21 protein-coding genes are annotated in these 26,069 nt (G+C 77.0%); 12 read left to right on the top strand and 9 right to left on the bottom strand.

The window, feature by feature from the left end; all coding sequences use genetic code 11:
- The first annotated feature begins 37 nt into the window (after positions 1-37).
- Complete coding sequence (locus ASF50_RS00105) at positions 38-1,057, top strand: AraC family transcriptional regulator (protein ID WP_056904138.1); 1,020 nt, start codon at positions 38-40, stop codon at positions 1,055-1,057.
- 61 nt (positions 1,058-1,118) lie between these two features.
- Here ASF50_RS00105 and ASF50_RS00100 read toward each other — a convergent pair whose 3' ends face one another.
- The gene (locus tag ASF50_RS00100) at positions 1,119-2,141 is read right to left on the bottom strand and encodes an SDR family oxidoreductase (protein ID WP_056903107.1); all 1,023 of its coding nucleotides are present in this window, start codon (positions 2,139-2,141) and stop codon (positions 1,119-1,121) included.
- A 229-nt stretch (positions 2,142-2,370) separates the two neighbouring features.
- Here ASF50_RS00100 and ASF50_RS00095 point away from each other — a divergent pair, with 229 nt between their 5' ends.
- The 5 genes from ASF50_RS00095 to ASF50_RS00075 are packed head-to-tail and all read left to right on the top strand — an operon-like array spanning position 2,371 to position 6,905.
- Positions 2,371-2,820, top strand: a complete 450-nt coding sequence (locus tag ASF50_RS00095; protein ID WP_056903106.1) for an SRPBCC family protein — start codon at positions 2,371-2,373, stop codon at positions 2,818-2,820.
- Entirely contained in the window at positions 2,817-3,995 is a 1,179-nt protein-coding gene (locus ASF50_RS00090; RefSeq protein WP_200918966.1) for a glycosyltransferase, read from the top strand. The genes ASF50_RS00095 and ASF50_RS00090 overlap by 4 nt, the downstream gene beginning before the upstream one ends.
- Positions 3,992-5,071, top strand: coding sequence for a glycosyltransferase (locus ASF50_RS00085; protein WP_056863024.1), 1,080 nt, complete (start codon positions 3,992-3,994; stop codon positions 5,069-5,071). The genes ASF50_RS00090 and ASF50_RS00085 overlap by 4 nt, the downstream gene beginning before the upstream one ends.
- The gene (locus tag ASF50_RS00080) at positions 5,068-6,096 is read left to right on the top strand and encodes a glycosyltransferase (RefSeq protein ID WP_056903105.1); all 1,029 of its coding nucleotides are present in this window, start codon (positions 5,068-5,070) and stop codon (positions 6,094-6,096) included. Before ASF50_RS00085 ends, ASF50_RS00080 begins: the two co-directional genes overlap by 4 nt.
- Positions 6,093-6,905 carry a glycosyltransferase family 2 protein gene (locus ASF50_RS00075; protein ID WP_056863022.1) on the top strand — a complete coding sequence of 271 codons (813 nt, stop codon included), beginning with the start codon at positions 6,093-6,095 and terminating at the stop codon, positions 6,903-6,905. The genes ASF50_RS00080 and ASF50_RS00075 overlap by 4 nt, the downstream gene beginning before the upstream one ends.
- 587 nt (positions 6,906-7,492) lie before the next feature.
- Here the strand turns inward: ASF50_RS00075 and ASF50_RS18675 are convergent.
- The 6 genes from ASF50_RS18675 to eat form a co-directional block, all read right to left on the bottom strand.
- Positions 7,493-9,259: a glycosyltransferase family 2 protein gene (locus tag ASF50_RS18675; protein ID WP_200920007.1), complete on the bottom strand. Its 1,767-nt coding sequence runs from the start codon at positions 9,257-9,259 to the stop codon at positions 7,493-7,495.
- Positions 9,253-10,545: a hypothetical protein gene (locus ASF50_RS18670; protein WP_056903103.1), complete on the bottom strand. Its 1,293-nt coding sequence runs from the start codon at positions 10,543-10,545 to the stop codon at positions 9,253-9,255. The genes ASF50_RS18675 and ASF50_RS18670 overlap by 7 nt, the downstream gene beginning before the upstream one ends.
- On the bottom strand, positions 10,542-11,636 hold the full coding sequence (locus ASF50_RS00060; RefSeq protein ID WP_056903102.1) for a WcbI family polysaccharide biosynthesis putative acetyltransferase: 1,095 nt from the start codon (positions 11,634-11,636) through the stop codon (positions 10,542-10,544). The genes ASF50_RS18670 and ASF50_RS00060 overlap by 4 nt, the downstream gene beginning before the upstream one ends.
- 699 nt (positions 11,637-12,335) lie before the next feature.
- Entirely contained in the window at positions 12,336-13,124 is a 789-nt protein-coding gene (eutC, locus tag ASF50_RS00055) for an ethanolamine ammonia-lyase subunit EutC (protein WP_200920006.1), read from the bottom strand.
- Positions 13,125-13,294: 170 nt separating this feature from the next.
- A complete protein-coding gene (locus ASF50_RS00050; RefSeq protein WP_056863018.1) occupies positions 13,295-14,710 on the bottom strand; it encodes an ethanolamine ammonia-lyase subunit EutB in 1,416 nt (471 codons plus the stop codon).
- Positions 14,707-16,161: an ethanolamine permease gene (gene eat, locus ASF50_RS00045; protein ID WP_082502562.1), complete on the bottom strand. Its 1,455-nt coding sequence runs from the start codon at positions 16,159-16,161 to the stop codon at positions 14,707-14,709. The genes ASF50_RS00050 and eat overlap by 4 nt, the downstream gene beginning before the upstream one ends.
- A 277-nt stretch (positions 16,162-16,438) precedes the next feature.
- Between eat and ASF50_RS00040 the strand changes: the two genes are divergently transcribed.
- Together ASF50_RS00040 and ASF50_RS00035 are read left to right on the top strand one after the other, a co-directional pair.
- Entirely contained in the window at positions 16,439-16,726 is a 288-nt protein-coding gene (locus tag ASF50_RS00040; protein ID WP_056863017.1) for an excalibur calcium-binding domain-containing protein, read from the top strand.
- Positions 16,723-17,754 carry a DUF2510 domain-containing protein gene (locus ASF50_RS00035; RefSeq protein WP_056903101.1) on the top strand — a complete coding sequence of 344 codons (1,032 nt, stop codon included), beginning with the start codon at positions 16,723-16,725 and terminating at the stop codon, positions 17,752-17,754. Before ASF50_RS00040 ends, ASF50_RS00035 begins: the two co-directional genes overlap by 4 nt.
- Before the next feature lie 192 nt (positions 17,755-17,946).
- Here the strand turns inward: ASF50_RS00035 and ASF50_RS00030 are convergent, their stop codons facing one another.
- On the bottom strand, positions 17,947-19,236 hold the full coding sequence (locus ASF50_RS00030) for an NADH:flavin oxidoreductase/NADH oxidase family protein (protein ID WP_235557500.1): 1,290 nt from the start codon (positions 19,234-19,236) through the stop codon (positions 17,947-17,949).
- Between the two features lie 220 nt (positions 19,237-19,456).
- Between ASF50_RS00030 and ASF50_RS00025 the strand changes: the two genes are divergently transcribed.
- Both ASF50_RS00025 and ASF50_RS00020 read left to right on the top strand, forming a co-directional pair.
- The gene (locus tag ASF50_RS00025; protein ID WP_056903100.1) at positions 19,457-20,833 is read left to right on the top strand and encodes a flavin monoamine oxidase family protein; all 1,377 of its coding nucleotides are present in this window, start codon (positions 19,457-19,459) and stop codon (positions 20,831-20,833) included.
- 203 nt (positions 20,834-21,036) lie between these two features.
- Positions 21,037-21,780 carry a hypothetical protein gene (locus ASF50_RS00020; protein WP_056903099.1) on the top strand — a complete coding sequence of 248 codons (744 nt, stop codon included), beginning with the start codon at positions 21,037-21,039 and terminating at the stop codon, positions 21,778-21,780.
- A gap of 94 nt (positions 21,781-21,874) precedes the next feature.
- Here ASF50_RS00020 and ASF50_RS00015 read toward each other — a convergent pair whose 3' ends face one another.
- The gene (locus ASF50_RS00015; protein WP_056903098.1) at positions 21,875-22,891 is read right to left on the bottom strand and encodes a helix-turn-helix domain-containing protein; all 1,017 of its coding nucleotides are present in this window, start codon (positions 22,889-22,891) and stop codon (positions 21,875-21,877) included.
- A 120-nt stretch (positions 22,892-23,011) separates the two neighbouring features.
- On the opposite strand from ASF50_RS00015, the gene ASF50_RS00010 reads away from it, so the two are divergent.
- Both ASF50_RS00010 and ASF50_RS00005 read left to right on the top strand, forming a co-directional pair.
- The gene (locus tag ASF50_RS00010; protein ID WP_056863012.1) at positions 23,012-23,953 is read left to right on the top strand and encodes a helix-turn-helix domain-containing protein; all 942 of its coding nucleotides are present in this window, start codon (positions 23,012-23,014) and stop codon (positions 23,951-23,953) included.
- Between the two features lie 122 nt (positions 23,954-24,075).
- The coding region (locus ASF50_RS00005) for a methyl-accepting chemotaxis protein (protein WP_056903097.1) at positions 24,076-26,069 on the top strand (1,994 nt) is incomplete at its 3' end.

Genomic DNA, 26,069 nt, shown 5'->3' with positions numbered 1-26,069 from the left:
CTTGATCTGACGCGACAGTTCCTTGATCCTGGACGACATGTCCGTGATCCGCTCCGCCGGCCTGCGCGGCTTCCGCGCGGTGGTCGAGGAGCTGGGCGGCGACGCGGACGACCTGGCCCGCCGGGCCCGCCTCGACCCCGCCGCCCTCGACGCCGACGACCTGCTGGTGCCCGACCTGGCCATGGCCGGGGTGCTCGAGCTGGCCGCCCACGAGCTCGACCGGCCCGACCTCGGGCTGCGGGTGGCGGCCCGCCAGGACCTCTCGCTGCTCGGCCCGCTGGCCCTGGCCATCGAGAACTCCCCCACCGTGGCCGAGGCCATGGAGTGCACCTCGCGCTACCTCTTCGTCCACGCCCCCGCCATGCGGATCAGCCTCGAGCCCGACCCCGACGGCGTGCGCGGCGTCGAGGCGCTGCGCTACGACGTCACCCCGCCGGGGGTCGACCCGCCCCGCCAGGGCACCGACCTCAGCCTGGGCTCCCTGCACCGCAGCATCCGCTCGCTCGCCGGGGGCGGCTACGGGCTGCGCACCGTCGACCTGCCGGGGCGACCGGTCGCGCCCCGGGCGGCGTACGAGGACTTCTTCGGGGTGCGCGTGCGCTTCGGCCGCCCCGCCGCGCTGCTGCGGCTGCCCAGCAGCCTGGGCGCCCTGCCGCTCACCGGCCGCGACGAGTCCGTGCGCCGGATGGCCCTCGACTTCCTCGACCGCCAGGCCCCGGTGGACGGCGACCGCGTGGCCCCGCGCGTGCGCGGCGCGGTCGACCAGCTGCTCGGCACGGCCAGCCCCGAGGTCGGCGCGGTGGCCCGCCTGCTCGACCTGCACCCCCGCACCCTGCAGCGGCGCCTGGCCGCCGAGGGCACGACCTTCGCGGCGATCCTCGACGACGCCCGCCGGGCCGCGGCACGGCGCTACCTGCTCACCACCGACCTCCCGCTCGCTCAGGTCGCCGGCCTGCTCGGGCTCTCCGAGCAGGCCGTGCTCACCCGCGCCTGCCGTCGCTGGTGGGGCCGCACCCCCCGCGACGTGCGCCGCCACGGGCTCGACCCCGCGGTCTAGGTCGAGAGGCGGCCGGCCCTCCGGTCGACGGGCCGGTCGGCCCGCCGTCGCTCACCGGCGCTCACCGGCGCGCGGCCCGCAGCGCACCACCGGTCAGCCCGGCGAGCACCCCGGCGCCGACGACGCCGGTGAGGGCGCGTCGGTGGCGGCCGATCGCCGAGACCGGGTCGCGCTGGCCCGACTGGTCGGAGAAGGGGCCCCGGGCGCCCTGGTCGCGCTCGGCGTCGCGGGGCTCGAAGACGTTGGAGCCCAACCGCGGCGTCTCCTGCTCGGTCTGCTGGGAGTCGACGCCGGTGCGGGCGAGGTAGCGGTCCATGAACGCCGGGGCGAGGCGGTTGCCCAGCACGGTGTAGACCGCGGCGATGCCGACCCAGGCGTTGCGGCGGGGGTGCTCGGCGACGTGCCGGATGGCCCGGGCGGCCACCTCGGGCTCGAGGATCGGCGGCACCGGCATCGGACGGCCGGCCATGCGGTTGAGGTTCCAGGTGAACTGCGGGGTGTTGAGGCCGGGCAGGGTCACCAGCGAGACGCGCACGGCGCTGCCCGTGGCGAGCAGCTCGGTGTGCACCGACTCCGTCAGGCCCTTCACCGCGTGCTTGGCGCCGCAGTAGGCGGCCTGGAGCGGGATCGAGCGGTAGGCCATCGCCGAGGAGACGTTGACCACCGACCCGCGGTCGCGGGGCCGCATCACGCGCAGCGCGGCCCGCAGCCCGTGCACCTGGCCGTGGTAGGTGACGTCGGTGAGCCGCCGGTGCTCCTCGGGCGTGGTGTCCCAGAAGTACGACAGGGCGCCGACGAAGGCGTTGTTGACCCACACGTCGATCTCGCCGAGCTCGGCCTCCACCCGGTCGGTGGCGGCCTCGACGGCCTCGCCGTCGGCCACGTCGACCTGCAGCGGCAGGCAACGGCGCCCGAGGCCCTCGACGTCGCGGGCGGTCGCGGCCAGCCCCGCCTCGCCGCGGGCGAGGACGGCGACGTCGTAGCCGGCCCCGGCGAGCTCGCGGACCACCGCGCGTCCGACGCCGGCGGTGCCTCCGGTGACCACGGCCACGCGAGGTGTGGTGGGTGCTGTGGATCTGCTCATGCTCGACCTCCTGGTCGCTCTGCGCGCCCGCCGCACCCGCGCCCGACGGGCGCCGGCGGCGGGGCCGCCCTGCCACCATGACGGCCGCCGACGGGGCCCGACAGGGGCTCGCGCGAGACCTGGTCCAAGGGGTGAGGCGGCCTCACCCCACCGGCTCCCCCCGCAGGGATGGAGCGCTCCGGAGGCGGGGGGCCGTAGAACGGAGGTCCGACAACCGAAGGACTCCGCCGTGCCCAGCGTCGAGCGCACCGTCACCACCCACACCCCCCTCCCGCGGGTCTGGGACTACCTTTCCGACTTCACCTCCACCGAGGAGTGGGACCCGCCCACGCAGCGCACCACCCGCACCTCCGGCGACGGCGGGGTCGGCACGACCTACCACAACGTCTCGTCCTTCCTCGGCTCCGAGCAGGAGGTGGAGTACACCGTCGTGGAGCGCGTCGAGCAGGAGCGCCTGGTGCTCACCGGCGACGCCGGGTCGGTGCAGCTGCGCGACACCCTGACCTTCGCCACGACCGCCCTCGAGGACGGCACGACCGGCACCGCGGTGACCTACCACGCGGAGTTCGAGCCGCAGGGCGCCGCCAAGCTGGCCACCCCGGTGCTCCCGGCCGCCCTGAAGGTCCTGGCCGACAAGGTCGCCTCCAGCCTCGAGGAGCGCCTGGAGCGCCTGTCGTGACCCTCGACGTGGCCCCCCGCCCCTCCGCCGGCGCCCCGGCGCCGGGCGGGGCGGGCACGCCGGACCGGGCGGGCGCGCGCACCCTGCGCGTCGCCTCGGTGCCTTCGGGCCACGTCTACGTGCGCCACCTCGACCGCGAGGACGGCCTCGGCGCCGTCGAGCGACTCCCCGACCCGCACCCCGACGACCCCTCGCGGGTCGCGGAGGAGCGGTGGTGGCCCCCGGTCATGCTCGACCCGGAGTGGGTCGAGCGGGCCGCGCCCGACGCCTTCGACGTCTACCACCTGCAGTTCGGCTTCGACGCGCGCGAGCCCGCCGAGCTGGAGCGCCTGGTCGCGGCCCTGCGGAGACGACGTACGCCGCTCGTCTACACCGCCCACGACCTGCGCAACCCCCACCACCTCGACCGCGCGGCCCACGACGCCCAGCTCGACGTGCTCGTGCCGGCCGCCGACGCGGTCGTCACCCTCACCCCCGGCGCCGCCGCGGAGATCCGCGCGCGCTGGGGCGTCGAGGCCGTGGTGGTGCCGCACCCCCACGTCGTCGACACCGACACCATGGGCGTGGCCCAGGACTGCCGCGCGCGCCGGCGCACCGGCGCCTTCCGGATCGGGCTGCACCTCAAGAGCCTGCGCGCGAGCATGGACCCGATGGCGGTGCTGCCGATCCTGGTCGAGACCGTGGCCGCGCTGCCCGACGCCGTGCTCCAGGTCAACGCCCACCACGACGTCATGGACCCCGGCTTCGTGCGCCACGACGCGGCGCTCGCGGCCTACGTGCAGGACGCCGCGCGCGCCGGGCTGGTCGACCTCGAGGTCCACGACTACCTCCCCGACGACGCGCTGTGGCGCCACCTGGGCTCCCTCGACGCCTCCGTCCTGCCCTACCGCTTCGGCACCCACTCGGGCTGGCTGGAGGCCTGCCGCGACCTCGGCACGACCGTGCTCGCCCCGACCTGCGGCTACTTCGCCGAGCAGGGTCCGGTGCTGTCGTACGCCGCCGACGAGCACGGCGTCGACGCCGACTCGCTGGCCGCCGCGGTGCGCCGCGCCCACGACGAGCGCCCGCGCTTCGGGGCCACCATCGAGGAGCGCCGTCGTCAGCGCGACGCCGGCGCCGCCACCCACCTGGAGCTCTACCGCTCGCTGGTCGCCGCCGCACGAGGGGTCTCGTGAGGGACCGGCTCCGCATCTGCCTGGTCGCCTCGAGCCTCTACCCGATCGGCGAGCCCTTCGCGGGCGGGCTGGAGGCGATGACCCACCAGCTGGCGCGCGAGCTGCTGCGCCGCGGCCACGAGGTGTCGCTCTTCGCGGCCCCCGGCAGCGACCCCGCGCTCGACGTCACCGAGCTCGACGTGCCCCGCTTCGTGCCGTCGCCGGCGGCCGAAGCCGACGTCAACGCCCCGCCGCGGCGGTGGATGGCCGAGCACCACGCCTACCTCGGGCTGATGCTCGACCTCGCCCGCGACGCCTCGACCCGCTTCGACGTCGTGCACAACAACAGCCTCCACCACCTGCCCGTGGCGATGGCCCACACCGTCGACGTGCCCCTGGTGACCACCCTGCACACCCCGCCCGTGCCGTGGCTGGAGTCGGCCGTGGCGCTGTCGCCGGCCAGCAGCTCCTTCGCCGCGGTCTCCGAGCACACCTCGCGCGCCTGGGCCCACCTGGCCCCGGCGGTGCCGATCCTCAACGGCGTCGACGTCGACCGCTGGACCCCCGGCCCCGGCGGCGGGCCCGCGGTGTGGTCGGGCCGGCTGGTCGCCGAGAAGGCGCCCCACGAGGCCATCGACGCCTGCCGGCTGGCCGGCATCCCGCTGGTGCTCGCCGGACCCGTGCCCGACGAGGCCTACTTCGAGCGCGAGATCGCCCCGCGCCTGGGTCGCCAGGCGGTGCACGTGGGTCACCTCGACCACAAGGCGCTCACCCGCCTGCTCGGCCGGGCCTCGGTCGCGCTGGTCACCCCCGCCTGGGACGAGCCCTACGGCCTGGTCGCCGCCGAGGCGATGGCCTGCGGCACCCCCGTGGCGGCCTACGACCGCGGCGCGCTGCGCGAGGTCGTCGCCGACGAGGCCGGCGCCCTCGCCCCCGGCGGGGACGTCGAGGCGCTCGCCGTCGCGGTCACCGCCGCGCTCGGGCGCGACCGGGGCGCGGTGCGACGCCACGCCGTGCAGCACTGCTCGCTGCGGCGCATGGTCGACGAGTACGAGCGGCTCTACCGCTCCCTCGGCCGGCTCCGGGACGCCGCGTGATCGGCTACTACGTCCACCACCACGGCAAGGGCCACCTCCACCGCGCCACCGGCCTCGCCCGGGTGCTGCACGCACGCGGCGTCGAGGTCACCGGCCTGTCGTCGCTGCCGGCGCCCGAGGCCTGGCCAGGGCCGTGGGTGCGCCTCGACCGCGACGACGAGGGCTCCCAGGCCCTCGACGTGAGCGCCGGCGGCCGCCTGCACTGGGTGCCGCGCCACGACGGCGGCCTGCGCCGCCGCTCGGCCCAGGTCTCGCGGTGGATCGAGGAGGCCGTGCCCGACCGCGTGGTCGTCGACGTCTCGGTCGAGGTCGCGCTGCTGGCCCGGCTGCACGGCGTGCCCGTCACCGGCGTCGTCCTGCCCGGGCGCCGCGGCGACGCCGCCCACCTGCTCGGCCTCGACGTGTGCGACCAGCTGGTCGGCTTCTGGCCCGCCGTCGCCACCGGGGCGCCGGGCGGGCCCGGCATGCTCCGCGACGTGCCCGACACCGTGCTCGAGCGTCTCCTCGCCGTCGGCGGGCTCTCGCGCCTCACGGCCCCGCCGGCCGCCGAGGCGCCCGAGCGTCGTACGCCGGGGCGCGAGCGCTCCGTCGTGGTGCTGCTGGGCGCCGGCGGCGACACCGTCGGCGCCGACGTGCTCGACCTCGCCCGCGCCCAGACGCCCGGCTGGCGCTGGACCGTGCTCGGCGGGGCCCACGGCGCCTGGGTGCCCGACCCGACCGCCCTGCTGGCGAAGGCCGACGTGGTGGTCACCCACGCCGGGCAGAACGCGGTGGCGGAGGTGGCCACGCTGCGCCGCCCGGCCGTGGTCGTGCCCCAGGACCGCCCCCACGACGAGCAGCGCTGCACCGGCGAGGCCCTCGCCGCCGGACCCTGGCCGGTCGTGGTCGAGCCGCACCTGCCCGCCGACGGCTGGGCCGCGCGCCTGGAGGCCGTGGCCGCCCTCGACGGCGAGGGGTGGGCCGGCTGGTGCCCGACCGACACCGCCGAGCGCTTCGCCGACCTGGTGACGGGGGCTCCCGCGTGACCCGGGTCGCCGTCACGACCATCGCCCACGGCCGGGGCGACCACCTCGCCGCCCAGCACCGCTCTCTGGCGGCGGGCGGCCGGGTGCCCGACGACTACCTCGTCGTCGCCATGGACGACCCGTCCCTCGAGCCCGCCACGGTCGGTGGCCTGCGCCGCCGCGTGGAGCGCGTCGGTCGCGACGCGGTCGGCCTGCCGCTCGCCCGGGCCCGCAACCGCGGCATCGAGGACGCCTTCCGCTCCGGCGCCGACGTCGTGGTCGCCCTCGACGTCGACTGCCTGGCCGGCCACGACCTCGTCGCGTCCTACGCCGACGTCGCGCTGCGCCGCCCCGACGCGGTCTGGTCGGGCCCGGTCACCTACCTCCCACCCTCGCCCGGCGGCTACGACCTCGCCCGGCTGCCCGCGCTCGACGACCCCCACCCCGCACGCCCCGACCCCGCGCCCGGCGAGGAGCACGTGGGCGGGCGGCCCGACCTCTTCTGGTCGCTGTCGTTCGCGCTCTCGCGCGAGGCGTGGACCCGCGCCGGCGCGTTCTGCGAGGAGTACGTCGGCTACGGCGGCGAGGACACCGACTTCGGTCACCAGGTAGCCGCCGCCGGCGTCGGGCTCGGCTGGGTCGGCGGCGCCCGCGCCTACCACCAGCACCACCCCACCACCGACCCCCCGGTGCAGCACGTCGACGACATCCTGCGCAACGGCGCGCTCTTCGCCCGCCGGTGGGGCCGCTGGCCCATGGAGGGCTGGCTCGAGGCCTTCGAGGCCCGCGGCCTGGTCCGCCGGGTCGACGGCGGCTGGGCCCGCGCCTGACCCGCACCGCCCGGTGGTCGAGGTGGGAGCCCCGGCGCGGGGCCGACGGGGCCGGTCGAGACGTCATGCGAGACGTGGATGCGCATCCACCGTGCGCATGACGTCGAAGCGCGGGGCGGGCCACCGCGGGAGCCCCGGCGAGCGCGGCTGAGGGGACCGGTCGAGACGTCATACGAGACGTGGATGCGCATCCACCCTGCGCATGACGTCGAAGCGCGGGGCGGGCCACCGCGGGAGCCCCGGCGAGCGCGGCTGAGGGGACCGGTCGAGACGTCATACGAGACGTGGATGCGCATCCNGTCGAAGCGCGGGGCGGGCCACCGCGGGAGCCCCGGCGAGCGCGGCTGAGGGGACCGGTCGAGACGTCATACGAGACGTGGATGCGCATCCACCGTGCGCATGACGTCGAAGCGCGGGGCGGGCCACCGAGCCCGTCCCGGCGACCGCGGCTGAGGGGACCGGTCGAGACGTCATACGAGACGTGGATGCGCATCCACCGTGCGCATGACGTCGGAGCGCGGGGCGGGCCACCGCGCCCGTCCCGGCACCACCGACGCGTGCCGGCGGCCGGTGAGCGGGCCGCTCGGTCAGCCCCAGCCGCCGAGGTAGGACTCGAGCGAGGCGTCGGGGGCGACCGGCCGCAGGTCGAGGCCGGTCAGGGTGGTCTCGCCGAAGAGCGCGTCGACGCCCTCGGCCCCGGCGCGGGCCCACCGTCGCCGGCGGCGCACCGTGCGCAGGTCGGTGAGCCGCAGCCACTCCGCGGCACCGTCGCCGGGACCGTCGCCCGACGCGCCCTCCCCGCCCACCCCGACCGCCCCGGGGGCGTCGCCGCCGGTGAGGGCGTCGAGCACCGCGTGCCAGCCCGCGGCGGGGCCGCGCACGGGTCGGCGTACCTCGAGCAGGCGGGAGGCGGTGCGCAGGTCGGGGCGGCCCAGCCGCAGCCGGTCGTCGGCGCCGCCCAGCCGGGCGTGGTCGGCGCGGGAGAGGTGCACCCGGGCCCGCGGGAGCGCGGCGAGCAGGCTGTCGACGCAGACGGCGACGCCGGTGGGGTCGAGGCCCTCGGCCACGACGACCACCGGGTCGGGCGGGCCGAGGCGCAGGCCGGTGGTGGTGGCGCCGGGGCCGTCGAGGCGGCGCGCCACGGCGAGGGTCTCGTCGAGCTTGCGGGCGCGACGCTCGACCTCGTCGCGACCGGCCCAGTCGGGTCCGTCGTGCCAGGCCACCGCGTCGGGGGCGTGGGCGAGCAGCCCGCCGTGGCGCCACACGCGGGCCGCGAGCTCCCAGTCCTCGCCGCCGTAGGCGCGGAAGGTCTCGTCGAAGCCGCCGAGACCCTCGAAGAGCCAGCGGCTGCACGCGAGCACCGCGGCGATGACGAAGCGGTAGGAGCGCTCGTCGGCGTCGAGCAGGTCGCGGCTGGCGGCGTAGGCGTCGTCGAGCCACGCGGGTGCGGGCAGCTCGCGCTGGGGACCGACCTGCTCCACCGGCGCCGCGGGGTCGGTCGCGGCGAGGTCGGCATGGCGGCGGCGACCCACGACCAGCGCCTCGGGACAGCAGGCGGGCAGCCTCACCATCGCGCTCAGGAAGCCCGGCTCGGGGGTGGTGTCGGCGTCGAGGAAGACCAGCACCTCGCCGCGGCCGGCCGCAGCGCCGAGGTTGCGCGCGGCGCCGGCGCGGAAGCCGCGGTCGGGCTGGCGCACGAGCCGTACGCCGTCGGGCACCGCCGGCGGCTCGCGCGAGCCGTCGTCGGCGACCACCACCTCGACGTCGCGCCAGGTCGTGCCCGCGCCGGTCTGGCGGGTGAGCGCGTGCAGGGTGCGGGCCAGCTCGCGGGGCTGCTCGAAGTGGGTGACGACCACCGTCACCGACGGCGGGCCGCCGCGGGCGGGGGCGTCGGAGTGGGCGCCGGATCGGGCGGCGGATCGGGCGGCGGATCGGGCGGCGGAGTGGGCGCCGGAGTGGGCGCCGGAGTGGGCGGCAGCGGAGTCGCAGGTGCCGGCAGGGTCGCGGGCGTCGCCGGGGTCGCTGGCGTCGTCGGGGTCGCGGGCGTCGCCGGGGTCGCGGGCGTCGCCGGGGTCGCGGGCGTCGGCGGGGTCGCGGGCGTCGGCGGGGTCGCGGGCGTCGCCGGGGTCGTGGACGGGGGCGGGTTCGCGGGCGTCGGCGGGGTCGCGGGCGTCGCCGGGGTCGTGGACGGGGGCGGGTTCGCGGGCGTCGCCGGGAGCGACCGCGAGCGCGAGGTCCCACCGGTTGCCCGGCACGGGCAGGACGCCGGGCGGCGCGACCTCGAGGCCCGGCAGGTCGACGGGGCCGGCCAGCGGGCCGGTCCGCTGGGCCGCACGACGGCCTCCCGTCACCACGGCTCGAGCACCGGCTGCGGCGGGTGGGGCAGGGCGCGGTGCACGCCGGCCCACCAGGCGGCATAGGCCCGCGCGGTGTCGCTCAGCAGGGGGCGCAGGTCGTCGGCCGCGGCGCGGGTGCGGGAGGGGTCGGCCAGGGCGGCGCGCAGCTCGTCGACCAGCGAGTCGTCGTCGTAGAGCCGGAAGCCGCCGGGGCGCAGGGCGTCGACCTCGCGCACGTAGGGCCCGTCGAGCGCGAGCGGGCGGCGGCCGGCGGCGAGCCAGGAGTTCATCGACCCCGACGCCGAGACGTGGCGGTGGCCGGTGACCGGCACGTCGACGGCACGCATCCAGGCCGCGAGGTCGGCGTCGCTGAGGTAGCCGGTGACCCGCCAGCCCACCCCGCCGGTGCGGGCACGCGCGGCGAGCTCGTCGAGCAGGTCGTCGTGGCCGGCCACCGGCGCCCCGAGGGCGACGACCTCGACGTCGTGCCCCTCCTGGGCCAGCGCCGCGGCAGCGCGCACGAGCTCGCGGTGGCCCTTGTCGGGGTAGACGAAGCCCAGCAGCGCGAGGCGCACGCGCCCCGCCGGGGCCTCCGGCACGGCGCCGTCGCCGGGCTCCGCTGCGCTCGCGGAATCGGCGGGATCGACCGGGTCGAGCGGCACGACGGGCAGGTGCACCACGGTCGAGCGCAGCGCCCCGGGAGCGGACGCCCCGGGCACCCGGTCGAGCACGCCCGCGAGCAGGTCGGCCTCGTGGTGGCTGTTGACCGCCCAGGTGCGCACGCCGCGCACGACCTCGGCGTACGCCGCGGCGCGGTCCTCGCCCGCCCACGGCTGGGGCACGTCGTGCAAGGTCAGTGTCGTTGGCACCTGCGCGGCCAGCGCCACCACGGCCGCCGCCGACTCCGCGGACGAGTCGCCGAAGAGCCGGTCGGTCCAGTGCACGTGCACCGAGCCCGCGCCGGTGCGACGCGCCTCGGCGACGGCCTCGGCCGGGGTGCCGACGAGCACTCGGGCGCCCAGCGACCCGGCGACCTGACGGGCGTAGAGCGCCACCCCGTGGCGTGCGTCGTCGTGCACCAGGTGCAGCGGGAGCGCCGCCCGGCGACGGGTCTCGGCCGGGTCGGGGCGATCGGTCCCGGTGCGGTCGGCCTGGGGACGACCGGAGTGATCGGCACCGGAGGGATCAGCACCGGGGCCGACGGTCGACGGACCGACGGCCCGGGCGTCGCCGGAGGTGGGTCCGGGGGGCGCGCCACCGGTCCCGGCGTCGCGGGTCAGGTCGCGGGTCAGGTCGCGGGTCACGGGGCGAGCCCGAGGTGGTCGAGGGTGCGGCCGTGACGGGCGAGGGCCTCGCGGACCATGGCCGGGTGGTCGGCGTACCAGGCCAGCTGCGCCGCCAGCACCTCCCGCTCGGCGACCGACCGGCCCCCGACCCGCCAGTGGTCGGGCGAGGGTGCGGGGCCGTCGGCCGGACGGCGTACGGCGGCCACCGCCGGGTGCACCGGCGCGTGCACGTCGTCGAGCAACGGGCGGCCCGGGTCGACCTCCAGCGGAGCCAGACCCAGCGAGGCGCGCACCCGCCGGGCGACCCCGGCCAGGACCCGCGGACCGGGGTGGTTGACCGTGCGCATGTCGTCGACCGCCGGGTCGTCGAGCAGGTCGGCCACCGCGACGCCCCCGTGTCGCTGCTGACGACGGCGCAGCTCGGCGCCTGAGTCGTCGCCCACCGCCCGCACGGCGTCGGCGGTGAGCGGGGGGAGGTCGTCGAGCAGGTCGTCGAGGCGGCTGCCGTCGGCGCCCGGGTCGGTGTGGCCGCGCGCGGCCAGCACGACGGCGCGCAGGTCGTGGTAGGCCACCACCGGGGGCACCACCCCGTCGAGCTCGGGCGGGTGGACGACGACGTGGAAGGGGTGGAGCCCGGCGTACCGCACGCTCGACACCAGGGCCGTGCGCAGGTCGGCGCGGGCGCGGGCGAGCACCTGCTCGGTGCCGAGCGGCAGGTCGCGGTAGTCGGCGCGGGTCGGCTGGGCCACGAGGAGATCGGCGCGCTCGAGCAGCGCGTCGAGGTGGGGCAGGTCGTCGGCGGTGAGCTCGTGGATCGGCGGCACCCGCACGCTCACGACGTCGCTCGTGGGCCGTGTCGGGTGGGCGCCGCGCAGGACCGCGGAGGGGGCGCCTCGCAGGTCGGCAGGCGGGTCGGTCGGCGGGTCGGTGGCCGCAGGGCCGGCCGGCTGGTCGAGGGGCTCGGCGGCGGGGTCGAGGAGGAGCCGCAGCGACTCGGCCTGGCAGTTGCCGAGCAGGAGCAGCAGCGGGCGATCGGTGGGGACCGGGTCGAGGCCGTAGAACGCGCCGTAGTGGCGGCGACGGCCGAGGTCGACGATGGTCGCGGGCACCGGGCGGCTCCTGGGGATCTCTGACGGGCGGGGGTGGTGCGGGGGAGCCCACGGATGCGGCGGCTCGAGCCGGTGACGCGGGCCGGTGACGCGGGCCGGTGACGCGGACCAGAGGTCCGGTCGACCCGGCGACCGGACAGCGCGGCTGGCTCACCGGCCGGACCGCCTCGTGGGCGACCACCCACTCCACCACTCCCCCGCCCCGTGGGGCTCACCCGCAGGGCCGAGGACCGGCGCGGCGGGCCGCACCCGGGGCAGGGCGTCGTAGCCGAACGGGCACACCACCGCCGCAGCGCCCCGTCGTCCCGGGCGCGGCGCGCGGCAGGGCGGATCCGCACGGGAGCAGGTGCTGCCGGCGAGCACTGTGCCCGTTCGGCTACCGCGCCCGCCCGCCCCCGGACGTCATACGCCCCGTGGATGCGCATCCACCCTCCGCATGACGTCCCACCCTGGCCCGCGCACCCGCCCCGGGACGTCATGCGCCCTGTGGATGCGCATCCACCCTCCGCATGACGTCCACCCCCGGGCCCCCGGCCCCGACCCGGCCCGGCGCGCCCGCCGTACGCCGCGATCCGCCGGCTCGAGGACCGCCCTGGGCCGAGCCTGTCGGCCCGGACCCGCACGTGTCGGCCCGTGTGCCGGCCGACAGGTGCGGGTTTCGCCAGCCGGCCGGTGAAACCCGCGCAGCCCGACCCCCGGTCAGTCGGCGGCCAGCTCGGGGGCGAGCGAGGAGTCCTTGAGGCGCACACCGGAGGCGCCGAGCTCGCGGGCGCCGCGCACGAGACCGGCCACGACGGCGGCGGCCCGCTCGTAGGAGAGTCCGTCGGGCGGGTGCACGTTGGAGACGCAGTTGCGCTCGGCGTCGCTGCGGCCGGGACGGGGTTGGTGGGTGAGGTAGATCCCGAGGCTGTCGGCCACCGAGAGACCCGGGCGCTCGCCGATCACCACGAGGAGGGTCTCGACGCCGAGGGCCTCACCGACGTGGTCGGCCAGGGCGACGCGGGCCTGGGTGGCGATCACCGGCGGAGCGATCGTGCAGTCGTCGCCGAGGGCGGCGCGCAGGGCGGCGACGATCGCGGCGAGGAGGCCGGGTCCGTGGTCGACCAGGGCGCGCGGGGAGAGCCCGTCGGCCAGCACGATCCCGACCTGGGCCCCACCTCCGGCACCGGCACCGGCAGCGGCACCCACGCCGGTCCCACCCCCGGCCAGTCCCGCGAGGTCGGCGGGCTGACGGCCGAGGTCGGGTCGTCGCAGGTACTCCGCGCGCGAGGTCGCCCTGCTGGTGACCCGCAGCGGCTCGCCGAGCCCGACCGCGGCCACCGCGGGTGCCAGCGCGTCGACGTCGAGCGGCTCGTGCACGGCGTCGCGCGCCGCGGCGTGGGCGGCCTGGAACTCCAGCACCCGCCGGGTGGGCAGCGCGTCGCCGGCGCGGCCGAGGCCGATGCGGGCCTGGGTCGTCGTACGCAGCGACGACCAGAGGTCGCCCACCACCGCCGGGTCGACCCCACCGTCCGGCGCACCGGCACCCGCGCCCTCCGGCGCACCCGCGCCCTCCGGCGCACCGACCCCCTCCGCGGCGGACGCCGACCACCCGCTCCCCCCGCCCGCTCCGGCGGCCCCGGTCGTCCCGGCCGTCCCGCTCACCGCGCTCACCCCGGTCACCGTGCGGTCAGCTCGCGCAGCGGCGAGGCGTCGAGGTCGGTGGGCAGGATCCGACCGGCGTCGCCCAGCATGCCGAGCCCGTCGAGCCACGCCTCGAACTCCGGCGCCGGCCGCAGCCCCTGCACCTGGCGCAGGTAGAGCACGTCGTGGAAGGACAGGCTCTGGTAGCCCAGCATCACGTCGTCGGCGCCGGGCACGGCGATCACGAACGACGCCCCCGCGGTGCCCAGCAGGGTCAGCAGGGTGTCCATGTCGTCCTGGTCGGCCTCGGCGTGGTTGGTGTAGCAGACGTCGACGCCCATCGGCAGGCCCAGCAGCTTGCCGCAGAAGTGGTCCTCGAGCCCGGCGCGTACGATCTGCTTGCCGTCGTAGAGGTACTCGGGGCCGATGAAGCCGACGACGGTGTTGACCAGCAGCGGGTCGAGCATCCGGCACACGGCGTAGGCCCGGGCCTCGAGCGTCTGCTGGTCGACCGGGCGCCCGCCGACGCCGAGGTGGGCGCCGGCGCTGAGCGCGGAGCCCTGCCCGGTCTCGAGGTACATCACGTTGTCGCCGACCGTGCCGCGGCGCAGCGAGCGCCCGGCCTCGTTGCCCTCGCGCAGCAGGTCGAGGGTGACCCCGAAGCCGGCGTTGGCGCCCTCGGTGCCGGCCACGGACTGGAAGACCAGGTCGACCGGCGCGCCGCGCTCGACCAGCTCGATGGTGGTCGTGACGTGCGAGAGCACGCACGACTGGGTCGGGATCTCGTAGCGCTGGCGGATGTCGTCGAGCAGGTGCAGCAGGGTCGCGGTGGCCTCGGGCGAGTCGGTCGCGGGGTTGATCCCGATCACCGCGTCGCCGCAGCCCAGCAGCAGCCCGTCGAGGGTGGCGGCGGCGATGCCGCGCGGGTCGTCGGTGGGGTGGTTGGGCTGCAGGCGGGTGGCCAGGCGTCCCGGCAGCCCGATCGTGGTGCGGAAGGCCGAGGTCACCCGGGCCGCGCGACCCACCGCGATGAGGTCCTGGTTGCGCATGATCTTGCTGACCGCGGCCACCATCTCCGGGGTCAGCCCCGGCGCGAGCGCGGCGAGCACCGCGGCGGCGTCGGGGCGGGTGCAGGTCTGCAGCAGCCAGTCGCGCAGCCCGCCGACGGTCAGGTGCGAGACCGGGGCGTAGGCGGCGCGGTCGTGCCCGTCGAGGATCAGCCGGGTGACCTCGTCGCTGTCGTAGGGCACCAGCTCCTCGGTGAGGAAGGTGTCGAGCGCGACGTCGGCCAGCGCCCACGCGGCGGCCGCGCGCTGCTCGTCGGACTCCGCCGCGCAGCCGGCCAGCTGGTCGCCCGAGCGCACCGGGGTCGCCCGGGCCATGAGGTCGACCAGCCCGTCGAAGGCGTACGTCGTGCCGCCGAGGTGCTGGCTGTAGCGGGCCCCGGTCACCGCACCGACGCCTCCGCCTCGGCGAGCGCCGCGAACTCCTCGTCGGGCGAGCCGGCCACGAGGTGGTGGCGGCTGTACAGGCCGAAGTAGGCCATGAACGCCACGAAGACGCCCAGGCACGACAGCGCGGCGACGGTGTCGACGAGGAAGGTGGCGACCACGGCGAGGGCGGCCACGACCAGGGCGAAGCCGGTGGTCACCGCACCGCCGGGGGTGCGGTAGGGCCGCGGCATGTCGGGCTCGCGGCGGCGCAGCACGACGTGGCTGGTCATCATCAGCACGTAGGACAGCGCGGCCCCGAAGACGGCCATGTTGAGCAGCACTGCTCCCTGGCCGGTGAAGGTCAGCGCGAAGCCGATGACGCCGGGCACGACGAGCGCGAGGAGCGGCGCCTTGCGCCGCGTCGTGATCGACAGCACCCGCGGCAGGTAGCCGGCGCGCGAGAGCGCGAAGAGCTGGCGGGAGTAGGCGTAGATGATGGAGAAGAAGCTCGCGACCAGACCGGCCAGGCCGATGTAGTTGACCGTCGTCGCGGCGGCCCCGGAGCCGAGCGCCTCCACCAGCGGGTTGCCCGAGCCCTTCATCGCGTCGGCGCCCCCGGCCCCGGTGACCAGCAGCAGCATCGCGGCCGCGCTGACCAGCAGGAGCGCCATCGCGGCGATGATCCCGCGAGGCACGTTGCGCTCGGGCTCGGCCGCCTCCTCCGCGGCCAGCGGCACCCCCTCGATGGCGAGGAAGAACCAGATCGCGTAGGGCACCGCCGCCCACACCCCGAGCACCCCGAAGGGCAGGAAGGCCGACGAGCCGGCCGCGTCGGTGGGGGCGATGTCGGTGAGGTTGTCGAGGTCGAAGAGCGGCACCGCCGCCACCGCGAAGACCACCAGCCCGAGCACGGCCACCGCGGTGATCACGAACATCACCTTCAGCGCCTCGCCCACCCCGGCCAGGTGCACCCCGATGAAGAGCGCGTACGCCGCGAGGTAGACCCACCAGCCGTCGGTGATGCCGAGCAGGCCGAGCGACTCGACGTAGGCCCCGATGAACGTGGCGATGGCCGCGGGCGCGATGGCGTACTCGATGAGGATCGCGGTGCCCGTCGCGAAGCCGCCCCAGGGTCCGAGCGCGCGGCGGGCGAAGGTGTAGCCGCCGCCGGCGGCCGGCAGCGCCGAGGACAGCTCGGCCATGCCGAGCACGAGGGCGAGGTACATCGCCGCGATCAGCACCGTGGCGATGAGCAGGCCACCGAAGCCGCCCTGCTCGAGGCCGAAGTTCCACCCCGAGTAGTCACCGGAGATGACGTAGCTGACGCCGAGGCCCGCCAGCAGCACCCACCCCGCGGAGCCCGAGCGCAGGCTCCGCTTGGCGAGGTAATCCGCGTCCGCGCCTCCCGGGGCACCGGGCGGCGCAGCCGTGGACGTCGTGGCGGCAGGGGTGGTGAGACGTTCCGACATGGCGGACCAACCTTCGACGGGGTGCTGCTCGGTCTAGTGGGTCCGGCGACGCTAGGTCAAGGGTGTGACGGCCCTGCTCCGCCCGCGTTGCGGCCACGTGACGCGCGCGTCCGGGTCGCGACCGCCTGCCGCACCGGCGCCGGGTGGCCCGTCCGGCACCACCGCCCCGGCCCGACCGTGTGCAGCCCATGGCCCGACCGTGCGCCGCGCATGGCCCGTCCGGGTGGTCCTGACCCGATCGCGCACGGCGTCGGCCGCGTCTCTTTACCTTCGGGGCATGACCTTCGCCCCTCGCATCGCCGCCGTCGTCCTCGCCCTCGGCGTCGCCGCCTCCCCCGCCCTCACCTCGGTGAGCGCCGACGCCCACACCACCGGCATCCACGACAACTGCACCAACCTGCAGAAGCAGTGGAAGCACGGGGTGGGTCGCAGCAACGCCGTGGACAAGACCTCGGGCAAGAAGGTCACGAACTTCTACCGCAACACCAAGGCCTACAACACCGCGGTCGCGCACAACGGCACCCTCGACGCCGACAAGGACGGCATCGCCTGCGAGAAGGCGTGAGCACGCCCGGGCCGGGGTGGCACCAGGACCCGGCGCGCCCGGCCGGGCACCTGAGGTACTGGGACGGCCGACGCTGGACCGAGGCGGTCGCCACCCCGCCACCCGCGGCCGCCGGGCGCCCCGCGCCGTACGCCGCGCCGCCGCCGCGACCCACCCGACCCGGCGCGCCGGGCGGTCCGGTGCGCTGGGCCGCGCAGCACCGGCGGCTGACCGCGGCAGCGGCCGTGCTCGCCCTCGTGGCCCTCGCCGGCGCGGTCGGCGCCGAGGAGGACCGACCGGCGGAGGCTGCGTCGAGCGACCCGGTCGCCACCGCACCCCGGCCGACCGACCCGGCCACCGCACCCGGACCGACGCCGTCCGACGCCGTCGAGCCCGCCGCCGACGCGAGCACCGACCCCGCCGCGACCGGCGCCGGGTCGGGCAGGGCCGCACCTGCGCAGCGTCCGCAGCGTCCGCCGCGTCCGCCGCGTCCGCCGCGCACCTACCTCGTCACCCGGGTCGTCGACGGCGACACCCTGGAGCTGGGCGACGGCACCACGGTGCGCCTGGTGGGCGTCGACACCCCCGAGGTCGGCGAGTGCGGCTCGGAGAAGGCCACCGCGCTGCTCAGCCGGCTGGTGCTGGGCGCGCGGGTGGACCTGCGCCGCAGCGACGAGGACCGGGACCGCTACGGGCGTCTGCTGCGCTACGTCGACCTCACCTCGGGCCCGCGCCCCGACACCGGGCTGCGCCTCATCGACGCGGGTCTCGCCGTCGCGCGCTACGACTCGCGCGACGGCTACGGCGCGCACCCGCGCGAGCGGTCCTACGTCGCCGCCGACCGCGCCGCCGGCGACCTCACCTGCCGTACGCCGGCGCCGGTGCGCGCCCCGGCCGCGGCCCCGGCGTCGTGCGCCGCGGGCTACTCGCCGTGCCTTCCGCTCTTCCCGCCCGACGTCGACTGCGCCGACGTCGACGGGCCGGTGCGGGTGACCGGACCCGACCCGCACGGCCTGGATGCCGACGGCGACGGCACCGCCTGCGAGTAGGGCAGGCGGGACCGCCACGGAGTCGGACGGGCACACCGCCCCGACCTGCGCCGGGCGTGGCCGGGTCGCCGCGTCACCGCGGGCGGCGCACGGCCGGCGCGCGCCCACCCGCGGGACAGTGCCGGTCCGGCTCCGCGGGCGCCGCGCTCGGGCCTGTGTCGGGCCGGGCCGGGCCGGGCCTCGCGGGTCCGGTCAGAGCCCCCGGCGGGTCGAGCGGATGCTGTCGCGACCGTTGCGGGCGAGGTACTGCGCCACGTTGAGGGCGGGGTGGCGGTCGGGGGCGGGGTCGCGGCCGTCGGCCATGCGCCACATCTGCACGGAGTAGTGGACCAGCTCGGTGAGGTTGTCGAGGGTCCTGATGCCGCTGCGGCGCGGGCGCACCTGGCTGCTGGTGACGCTGCCGTCGAGCAGGCCCGCGGGGGCGTGGGGCTCGACCGTGAGCGGGCGCCCCAGCCCGACGACGTCGACCGCGCCGCTGGCGACGGCCTCGCTCATCGCGCCCAGGGTGCGGAAGCCGCCGGTGAGCATGAGCGGCAGGTCGGGCACCTCGCGGCGCACCCGCTCGGCGAAGTCGACGAAGTAGGCCTCCCGGCGCCTCGTGCTCTCCTTCAGGCTCGGGTCGACGCCGAGCATGGCGGCGCTGGAGTAGGTGCCACCGGAGACCTCCAGCAGGTCGACGCCCTCCTCGGCGAGCACGCGCGCGACCTCCAGGGAGTCGTCCTCGCCGAAGCCGCCGCGCTGGAAGTCGGCGGAGTTCAGCTTCACCGACAGCGACCGGTGTTCCCCGATCTCGGCGCGCACCGCGCGCACCACCTCGACCAGGAACCGGCGACGACCCTCGGCGTCGCCGCCCCAGCGGTCCTCGCGGCGGTTGGTCACCGGGGAGAGGAACTGGCTGATGAGGTAGCCGTGGGCGGCGTGCACCTGCACCCCGTCGAAGCCGGCGCGGCACACGATGCCGGCGGTGCGCGCGAAGCGGGCCACCAGGTCGACCACCTCGTCGTCGGTGAGCGCGCGCGGGGTGGCGAAGAGGCCGCCGGTGCCGGGCACGGCGATCGCCGAGGGGGCGACGGGCCGGGGGGTCAGCGTGCGCGGCGCCTGGCGCCCGGGGTGGTTGAGCTGCACCCACACCCGCGCGCCGCCGGCCTTGGCCGCGCTCGCCCAGGAGCGCAGGTCCGCGAGGTCGCGCTCGTCCTCGACCGCGACGTTGCCGGCCTCGCCGAGGGCGGTGCGGTCGACCATGACGTTGCCGGTGACGATGAGCCCGGTGCCGTTGTCGGACCAGCGCTCGTAGAGCCGTCGGATCCGGCTGCCGGGCGAGAGGTCGCGACGACCGAGGCCCTCGCTCAGGGCGGCCTTGGCCAACCGGTTGGGCAGCGGGTCGCCGTGGGCGAGCGGGAAGGGCCGGGAGAGCAGGGCGCGCTGCTCCTCCGGGGACGGGCCGGGGTCGGGCGTCGGCGGGGTCGGCGAGGCGGCGGTCACCGCAGCATCCTCGCCCGACCCGCGGCCCGCGCGCAGCCGACGTGACGCGCGACACGTCCGCCCGTCGGTGCCGGGCGATCTTGCCGATTCCGTCGCACGACGGCGCCCTCGGCTACGATTACCGCAGTCCCCACCCCGATCGGACACCCTGATCCGCAGCAACGCCCCTCGTGGACGACCTCGCACCGACCACCTCGCCCCAGCCTCCTGGAGAGACCGCATGACGACGACGCCCGACCCGCAGTCCGCGACGACCGCGTCCGACCGCGACGTGGTGGTCGTCGGCGCCGGACCGGCGGGGCTGATGACCGCCCGCACGCTGCAGGCGGCCGGGCTGAGCGTGGCCGTGCTCGAGGCCCGCGAGCGGGTCGGCGGGCGCACGTGGAGCGACGTCGTCGACGGCGCCTTCCTCGAGCTGGGCGGGCAGTGGGTCTCCCCCGACCAGACCGCGCTGCTGGGGCTGCTCGACGAGCTGGGCCTGTCGACCTTCCCGCGCTACCGCGAGGGCCGCTCGCTCTACCGCACCGCCGAGGGCGAGACGGTGGCCTACGAGGGCGACACCATGCCGGTCGGCGACGCGACCGCGGCCGAGATGGAGCGGCTCACCGCGCTGCTCGACGACCTGGCCGCCGAGATCGGCTGCCGCGAGCCGTGGGCCTCCCCGCGCGCCCGCGAGCTCGACCGGATCTCCTTCCACCACTGGCTGCGCGAGCAGTCCGGCGACGAGGTGGCCTGCGACAACATCGGGCTCTTCATCGCCGGCGGCATGCTCACCAAGCCCGCGCACGCCTTCTCCGCGCTCCAGGCCGTGCTGATGGCGGCCTCGGCAGGGTCGTTCTCCCACCTGCTCGACGACGGCTTCATCCTCGACCGGCGCGTGGTGGGCGGCATGCAGTCGGTGAGCGAGGCCATGGCCGCCGACCTCGAGGTGCACCTCGAGACCCCCGTGCGCACCATCCGCACCCACGCGGCCGGCGTGACCGTGGAGTCCGACCGGACCACCCTCACCGCCCGTCGCGTCGTCGTCGCGGTGCCGCCGAACCTCTACACCCGCATCAGCTTCGACCCGCCCCTCCCGCGTCGCCAGCACCAGATGCACCAGCACCTGTCGCTGGGCCTCGTCATCAAGGTGCACGCGGTCTACGACCGCCCGTTCTGGCGTGAGCGGGGACTGTCGGGCACCTGCTTCGGCCCGAGCTCGCTGGTGCAGGAGGTCTACGACAACACCAACCACGACGACCCCCGCGGCACGCTGGTCGGCTTCGTCTCCGACGAGAAGGCCGACGCCCTGCTCGAGCTCGACGACGACGCACGGCGCACGGCCGTGCTCGGGTCGATCGCGGAGTACCTCGGGCCCGACGCCCTGACCCCCGAGGTCTACGCCGAGTCCGACTGGGCCAGCGAGGAGTGGACCAGGGGCGCGTACGCCGCGTCCTTCGACCTCGGCGGGCTCTCGCGCTGGGGCCGCCACCAGACCGCGCCCGTGGGCCGCATCCACTGGGCCTGCTCCGACACCGCCGCCGAGGGCTACCAGCACGTCGACGGGGCGCTGCGCCGCGGGGCGGCCGCCGCCCAGGAGGTCCTCGACGCCGGCTGACCATCCCGCCCGGCGGCGGGCTCGTCGACCGCCCAGCGGCCGCGGACGGCCTGGCGCGGTGCGCCGTACGGCTCGCCGTCGGCGCCGTACGGCGCGTCAGCATTCGGCCGGCCCGGCCGATCGGATCTGCGAGCCGAGGGTCCCCCCGCCCTCCCGTCCGACCCCGCGTCGCGGCGCCCCCCTTCCCCCTCTCGGAGACCGTCATGACCCTCGACACCCTCGCGAGCACGCCCACGAGCCCCTCGTGCGTCGCCGGCGCGCCGACCAGCCCGGGTCGCGGGCACGCGGCCCCGTCGACGCCGCACGGTCGGCGCCGCCCCGAGGGTCCCGGCGCGGCCGGCGTGGGCTGGCTCCTCGCCGCAGCCGGCACGTCCTCGGCCGTGGTCACCCTGCTGACCACCGCGGCCGCGCAGCCGGGGCTCGCGGGTGCCGCCGCCCCGGCCACCGCAGCCGCGACGACGGGCGCCGTCGCCCTGCTGGCGGGTGGCGCCGGCGCCCACCTCGCCCGCGACCACGCGCGGTCGGCGTCGGCCCACCGCCTGCTGCGGCGCTCCGGGCGCAGCGCCGCAGCCGCCGCGGTGACGGCCGCGGTGGTGCTCTGCCTCGGACCCGCGGCACCGGTGCTGCACGTCGTGGCGGGTGCCGCGGTCTGGGCCCTGCTCGGCTGGACCGCGTCGTGCCTCCTCGCGGCCCACCGCGCCCAGGGGCCCTCGAGGCGCCGGCGGCGTCTCGTGAGCGCCGGCCTGCTGGCCGGTGCCGCCGGACCGCTCACCAGCGGGGCCCTCGCCGCCCACCTGGCCGCCGCGGCCGCCGGGCCGGGCGCCGCCGCCCACGGGGTGCAGGTGGCGACGCTCCTCGTCGTGCCGCTGTCGCTCTGCCTCGCCGCGCTCGGCGCCCTCGGCGAGGCCGCCCGCCGCGGCCGCAGGACCGGCTCGGCGCGAGGCTGAGGCCCGGCGGGCACGCGGGCCGGCCTCGGCCGCCGCCCCCCCGTCCCACCCCGGTCACCAGCGGACGGTCGGGAGGGGCAGGCGCTCGGGTCGCTCAGTAGAGGCCGGGTCGCCCGTAGTTGCGCTCGAGGCGCCGCAGCGCGAAGGCCAGGTCGAGCCGGAGCCGGCCGGCCGGCTCGGTCACCGACCAGCCGAGCTCGCGCTCCAGGCCCTTGACCTGGCGCTGGAGCGTGGAGTGGTGCACGGGGATCCGCTCGGCCGCCGAGCGGATCGTCGTGGTCTCGGAGATCGCGGTCAGGGCCCGGCCGGCGGGGCTGTCGGGGGCGCCGACGGCGTCGAGGGCGACGACGTCGCGGCTGCGCATGGCCCCGGCCACGAAACCGGCGGCCAGGGCGAGCAGTCCGCTGCCGACGTCGCCGGCCCTGACCCACCGCTCGCCCGGGTCGTCGGCCTCGCCCGTCGCCGTCAGCCGCAGCGCCATCCGCGCCTCGTTCCAGGCGATCGGCAGCTCCGAGGCCGGCCTCGGCCGGGACACCCCCACCTGCGACCAGGCCGGCGGAGGGGCCAGCGACGGATGCGGCCCCGGCACGGCGTGCAGGACGAGCGTCTGCTCCGGGCGCAGCCGCAGCCGCCGCAGCGCGTCGAGCCGGTCCTCCGGCGTGGCCTCCGGGTCGACCGCCACCTCGAGGGCGCCCTCGCCCGCGTCGGTGGGGGCGCTCGCCCTGCGGCGCTCGTCGAGCAGCGGGCCGAGGAGGCGCGCTGCGCGCGCGGTGACCACCGAGGCGAGCAGGTCGTCGTGGTCGCCGCGGCGCAGCAGGAAGCCCACGCCCCCCTCGAGGGGGGCGAGCGGGTGCTCGGGCCCCGGGGTGTGCCGCTCGGCGCCGACCGGGATCGGGTCGACCCGCGTGGCCGAGGCGCGCAGCCAGAGGCCGTGGGCGGGGGCGTGGAGCTCGACGACCGAGCCGGCGAGAGACGCGACGGTGCGCAGGCACTCGTCGACCCCGGCCACACCGGTCCACGGACTGTCGAGGCCCTCGAGGGCCCGGAGCGCGTCGGCGGCCTCCTGGTCGACGTCGGCGATACGCGCCACGAGCCGCGTCAGCGCGTCCATGCACCACCTCCGTGATCGCCCGAGAAGTCCACGTCGATGGCGCGACGCGTCGGGGACGCTACACAGCACTGTTTGACGTATCACCTAGCGCCGGGTGTCACGCCGGTAAAGTTGTGGGCGATGAGTCCCGCGGTCGCTCCCCCGTCGTTCCCCGAGTCCCTGTCGGCCGCCATCGCCGCCCGCGGCGTGACCCTGCGCGAGCTCGTCGACTCCCTGGGCGCGCGCGGCCACGCGGTCAGCCTGTCGACCCTGTCCTCGTGGCGCACCGGACGGCGCCGGCCCGACGGCGCGGCCTCGCGGGAGGTCGTCGAGGCCCTCGAGGACGTGCTCGACCTGGCCCCGACGACGCTGTCCAGCCTGCTGGGCCCCAGTCGCCGCCCGGGCCCGCGCGACACCACGCCCTACAGCGTCGGCGGGGAGGAGGGCACCGCGGAGGCCCTGCGCGCGCTGGGCATGAGCGACCCGCACGCCCTGGTGGAGAGCAGCTCGCACGTCGTGCTCGACGTCGACCTCACCGGCCGTGTGACCCGCCTGACGGCCCGCGCGGCGTGGCTGGCGCGCACGCCGGGGGCCCACCACGCGCCGTACTTCGTCGCCGTCGACACCCCCGCCGCCTCCTCCTCGTCGACCGCCGAGGCCGCCGTCGCTACCCCCCACGCCGCCGACGGCGCGATCCCTGCCCTGGAGCCCCCGACGATCCGCGCGGTCGCCGGCTGCACCATCGGCGCGACCCACCACCGCGCCGAGACCGGCCTCTTCGCCGCGGAGCTGCGCCTGCACCGGCCGCTGGAGACCAACGAGACCGTGATCACCGAGATCGAGCTCAGCGGCATGCTCGGCGGCCCCGACGAGCCCGGGTGGGACCTCATGGTCACCCGACGCCAGCGGGTGCTGGCGCTCTGGGTCCGCTTCGACCCCCGGCGGGTGCCCCGCACCATCCACGCGATCACCCACGACGCGCGAGGCAGCGTGCGACGCCGTGTGGCCGCGATCGGGCCCGAGGCCCACCTGCTCCAGCCCGGCTTCGGCCCCGGCACCGCCGGGCTGCGCTGGGAGTGGTGAGCACGCCGTACGGCGGGTGACTCCCGCCACCCGGCGGCTCGGACCGGGCCCCCCGGGTGCCGACCGGTCTGGTGACCGGCTGCACCAGCGGGTCTTCCCCCACCCGCCCGGAGGCCCCCCGCATGAGCCAGCTCGCTCCCGACCGCCCGCACTCACCCGAGGACGACGAGCCCACCCCCGTGCCGCGGCTCCAGGCACCGCTCCCCGTGCCCCTCGCCGATCTGCCGGCCGGCGCCACCGCACCGACCCGTGACGAGCCGACGGGTGACCAGCTGCTGGCCGCCCTGCCGATGCCGGCCGTCGTGGTCGACGCCGACGGCACGGTGCGCCACGCCAACGACCTGGCCGACCTGGCCTGGCGGATGACCGCGAGCCCCGGCAGCGAGGACTCCGTCGTCGACCTGCCGCTGGCGCGGCTGCTGCCCCTGGAGCCCGACACCCTCACGCCCGGGCCCGCCGACCGCGGGCCGCGCCGGCTCCGGGTCTCCCACGTGGGTCGCGACCTCGACGTGGTCGTCACCCTGGTCCGCGAGGGCGCGCACCCCCTGCAGCTGGTCACCCTCACCGACGTGACCGACGCCGTCGCCACCGAGCGGGTCCGCGAGGCCGACGCCCGCGACCGCGCCGCGGTCCACCGCGTGGAGGCCGGGGTCGCCGCCGCCACGACCGAGCTGGAGGCCGCCCGCACCGCGATCGAGCGGGTCCGTGAGGAGTTCGGGTGGGCCTACGGGTCGTACTGGACGGTCGACCCGGGCGACCGCACCCTGCGGTTCTCCCTGGAGTCGGGCGACGCGGGTCCGGAGTTCCGCGAGGTCACCCGGCGCTCCTCCTTCGCCGAGGGCGTGGGGCTCTCGGGGCGGGCCTGGCGCAGCCGCGACCTGTTCTTCACCCCCGACCTGGGTGAGATGACCGACTGCGTGCGCGCCCCCGTGGCCCAGCGGGTCGGCGTGAAGTCGGGGGTCTGCTTCCCGATCGTGGTCGACGGCGACGTCGTCGGCACCATGGACTTCTTCGCCACCGAGACGCTCTCGCCCTCGCCCCAGCGCCTGGAGGCGCTGCGCAACGTCGGACGCCTGGTCTCCGCCGCGCTGGCGCGCATCGCCCACGACGACGCCGAGAAGGCCGCCGCGGCCGACCTCGCCGAGAAGGTCGAGCAGGTGCTCGAGGTCGTGCGCGCCGCCTCCGCCGGCGACCTGACCCGCGAGGTCACCCTCACCGGCACCGACGCCATCGGCCAGCTCGCCGCCGGCCTCTCCACCCTGCTCAGGGTCGAGCAGGTGCTCGAGGTCGTGCGCGCCGCCTCCGCCGGCGACCTGACCCGCGAGGTCACCCTCACCGGCACCGACGCCATCGGCCAGCTCGCCGCCGGCCTCTCCACCCTGCTCACCGCCCAACGCGACTCCATGATCGCCATCGGCCGCACCGCCGACTCCCTSGCCATCGCCGCCGAACAACTCACCATCCTCTCCCAAGGCATGGGCGACGGCGCCACCCTCACCTCCGAYCGCGCCGCCTCGGCCACCGGCTCCGCCGGCGAGGTCTCCGCCTCCATCCAGACCGTCGCCTCSGCCGCMGARGAGATGACCGCCTCCATCCGCGAGATCGCCCAGAACGCCACCGAAGCCGCCACCGTCGCCACCGGCGCCGTCACCGTCGCCTCCTCCGCCCAAGGCACCGTSGCCTCCCTCGGCGAGTCCTCCGCCGAGATCGGCCAAGTCATCAAGGTCATCACCTCCATCGCCCAACAGACCAACCTCCTCGCCCTCAACGCCACCATCGAGGCCGCCCGCGCCGGCGACGCCGGCAAGGGCTTCGCCGTCGTGGCCAACGAGGTCAAGGAACTCGCSAAGGAGACCGCCCGCGCCACCGAGGACATCGGCCGCAAGATCGAGGCCATCCAAGGCGACACCACCGGCGCCGTCACCGCCATCGCCGAGATCTCCGAGGTCATCGGCCGCATCAACGACATCCAGACCACCATCGCCTCCGCCGTGGAGGARCAGACCGCCACCACCAACGAGATCGCCCGCTCCGTCACCGAAGCCGCCGGCGGCGCCAACGGCATCGCCGACGACATCGCCCAAGTCGCCTCCGCCGCCGACGACACCCGCCACGG

Source organism: Nocardioides sp. Leaf307 (assembly GCF_001423135.1).
Taxonomy (GTDB): Bacteria; Actinomycetota; Actinomycetes; order Propionibacteriales; family Nocardioidaceae; genus Nocardioides; species Nocardioides kribbensis.
Note: the sequence above shows the minus strand (reverse complement) of the source record. Positions and strands in the feature narration are given on the sequence as shown.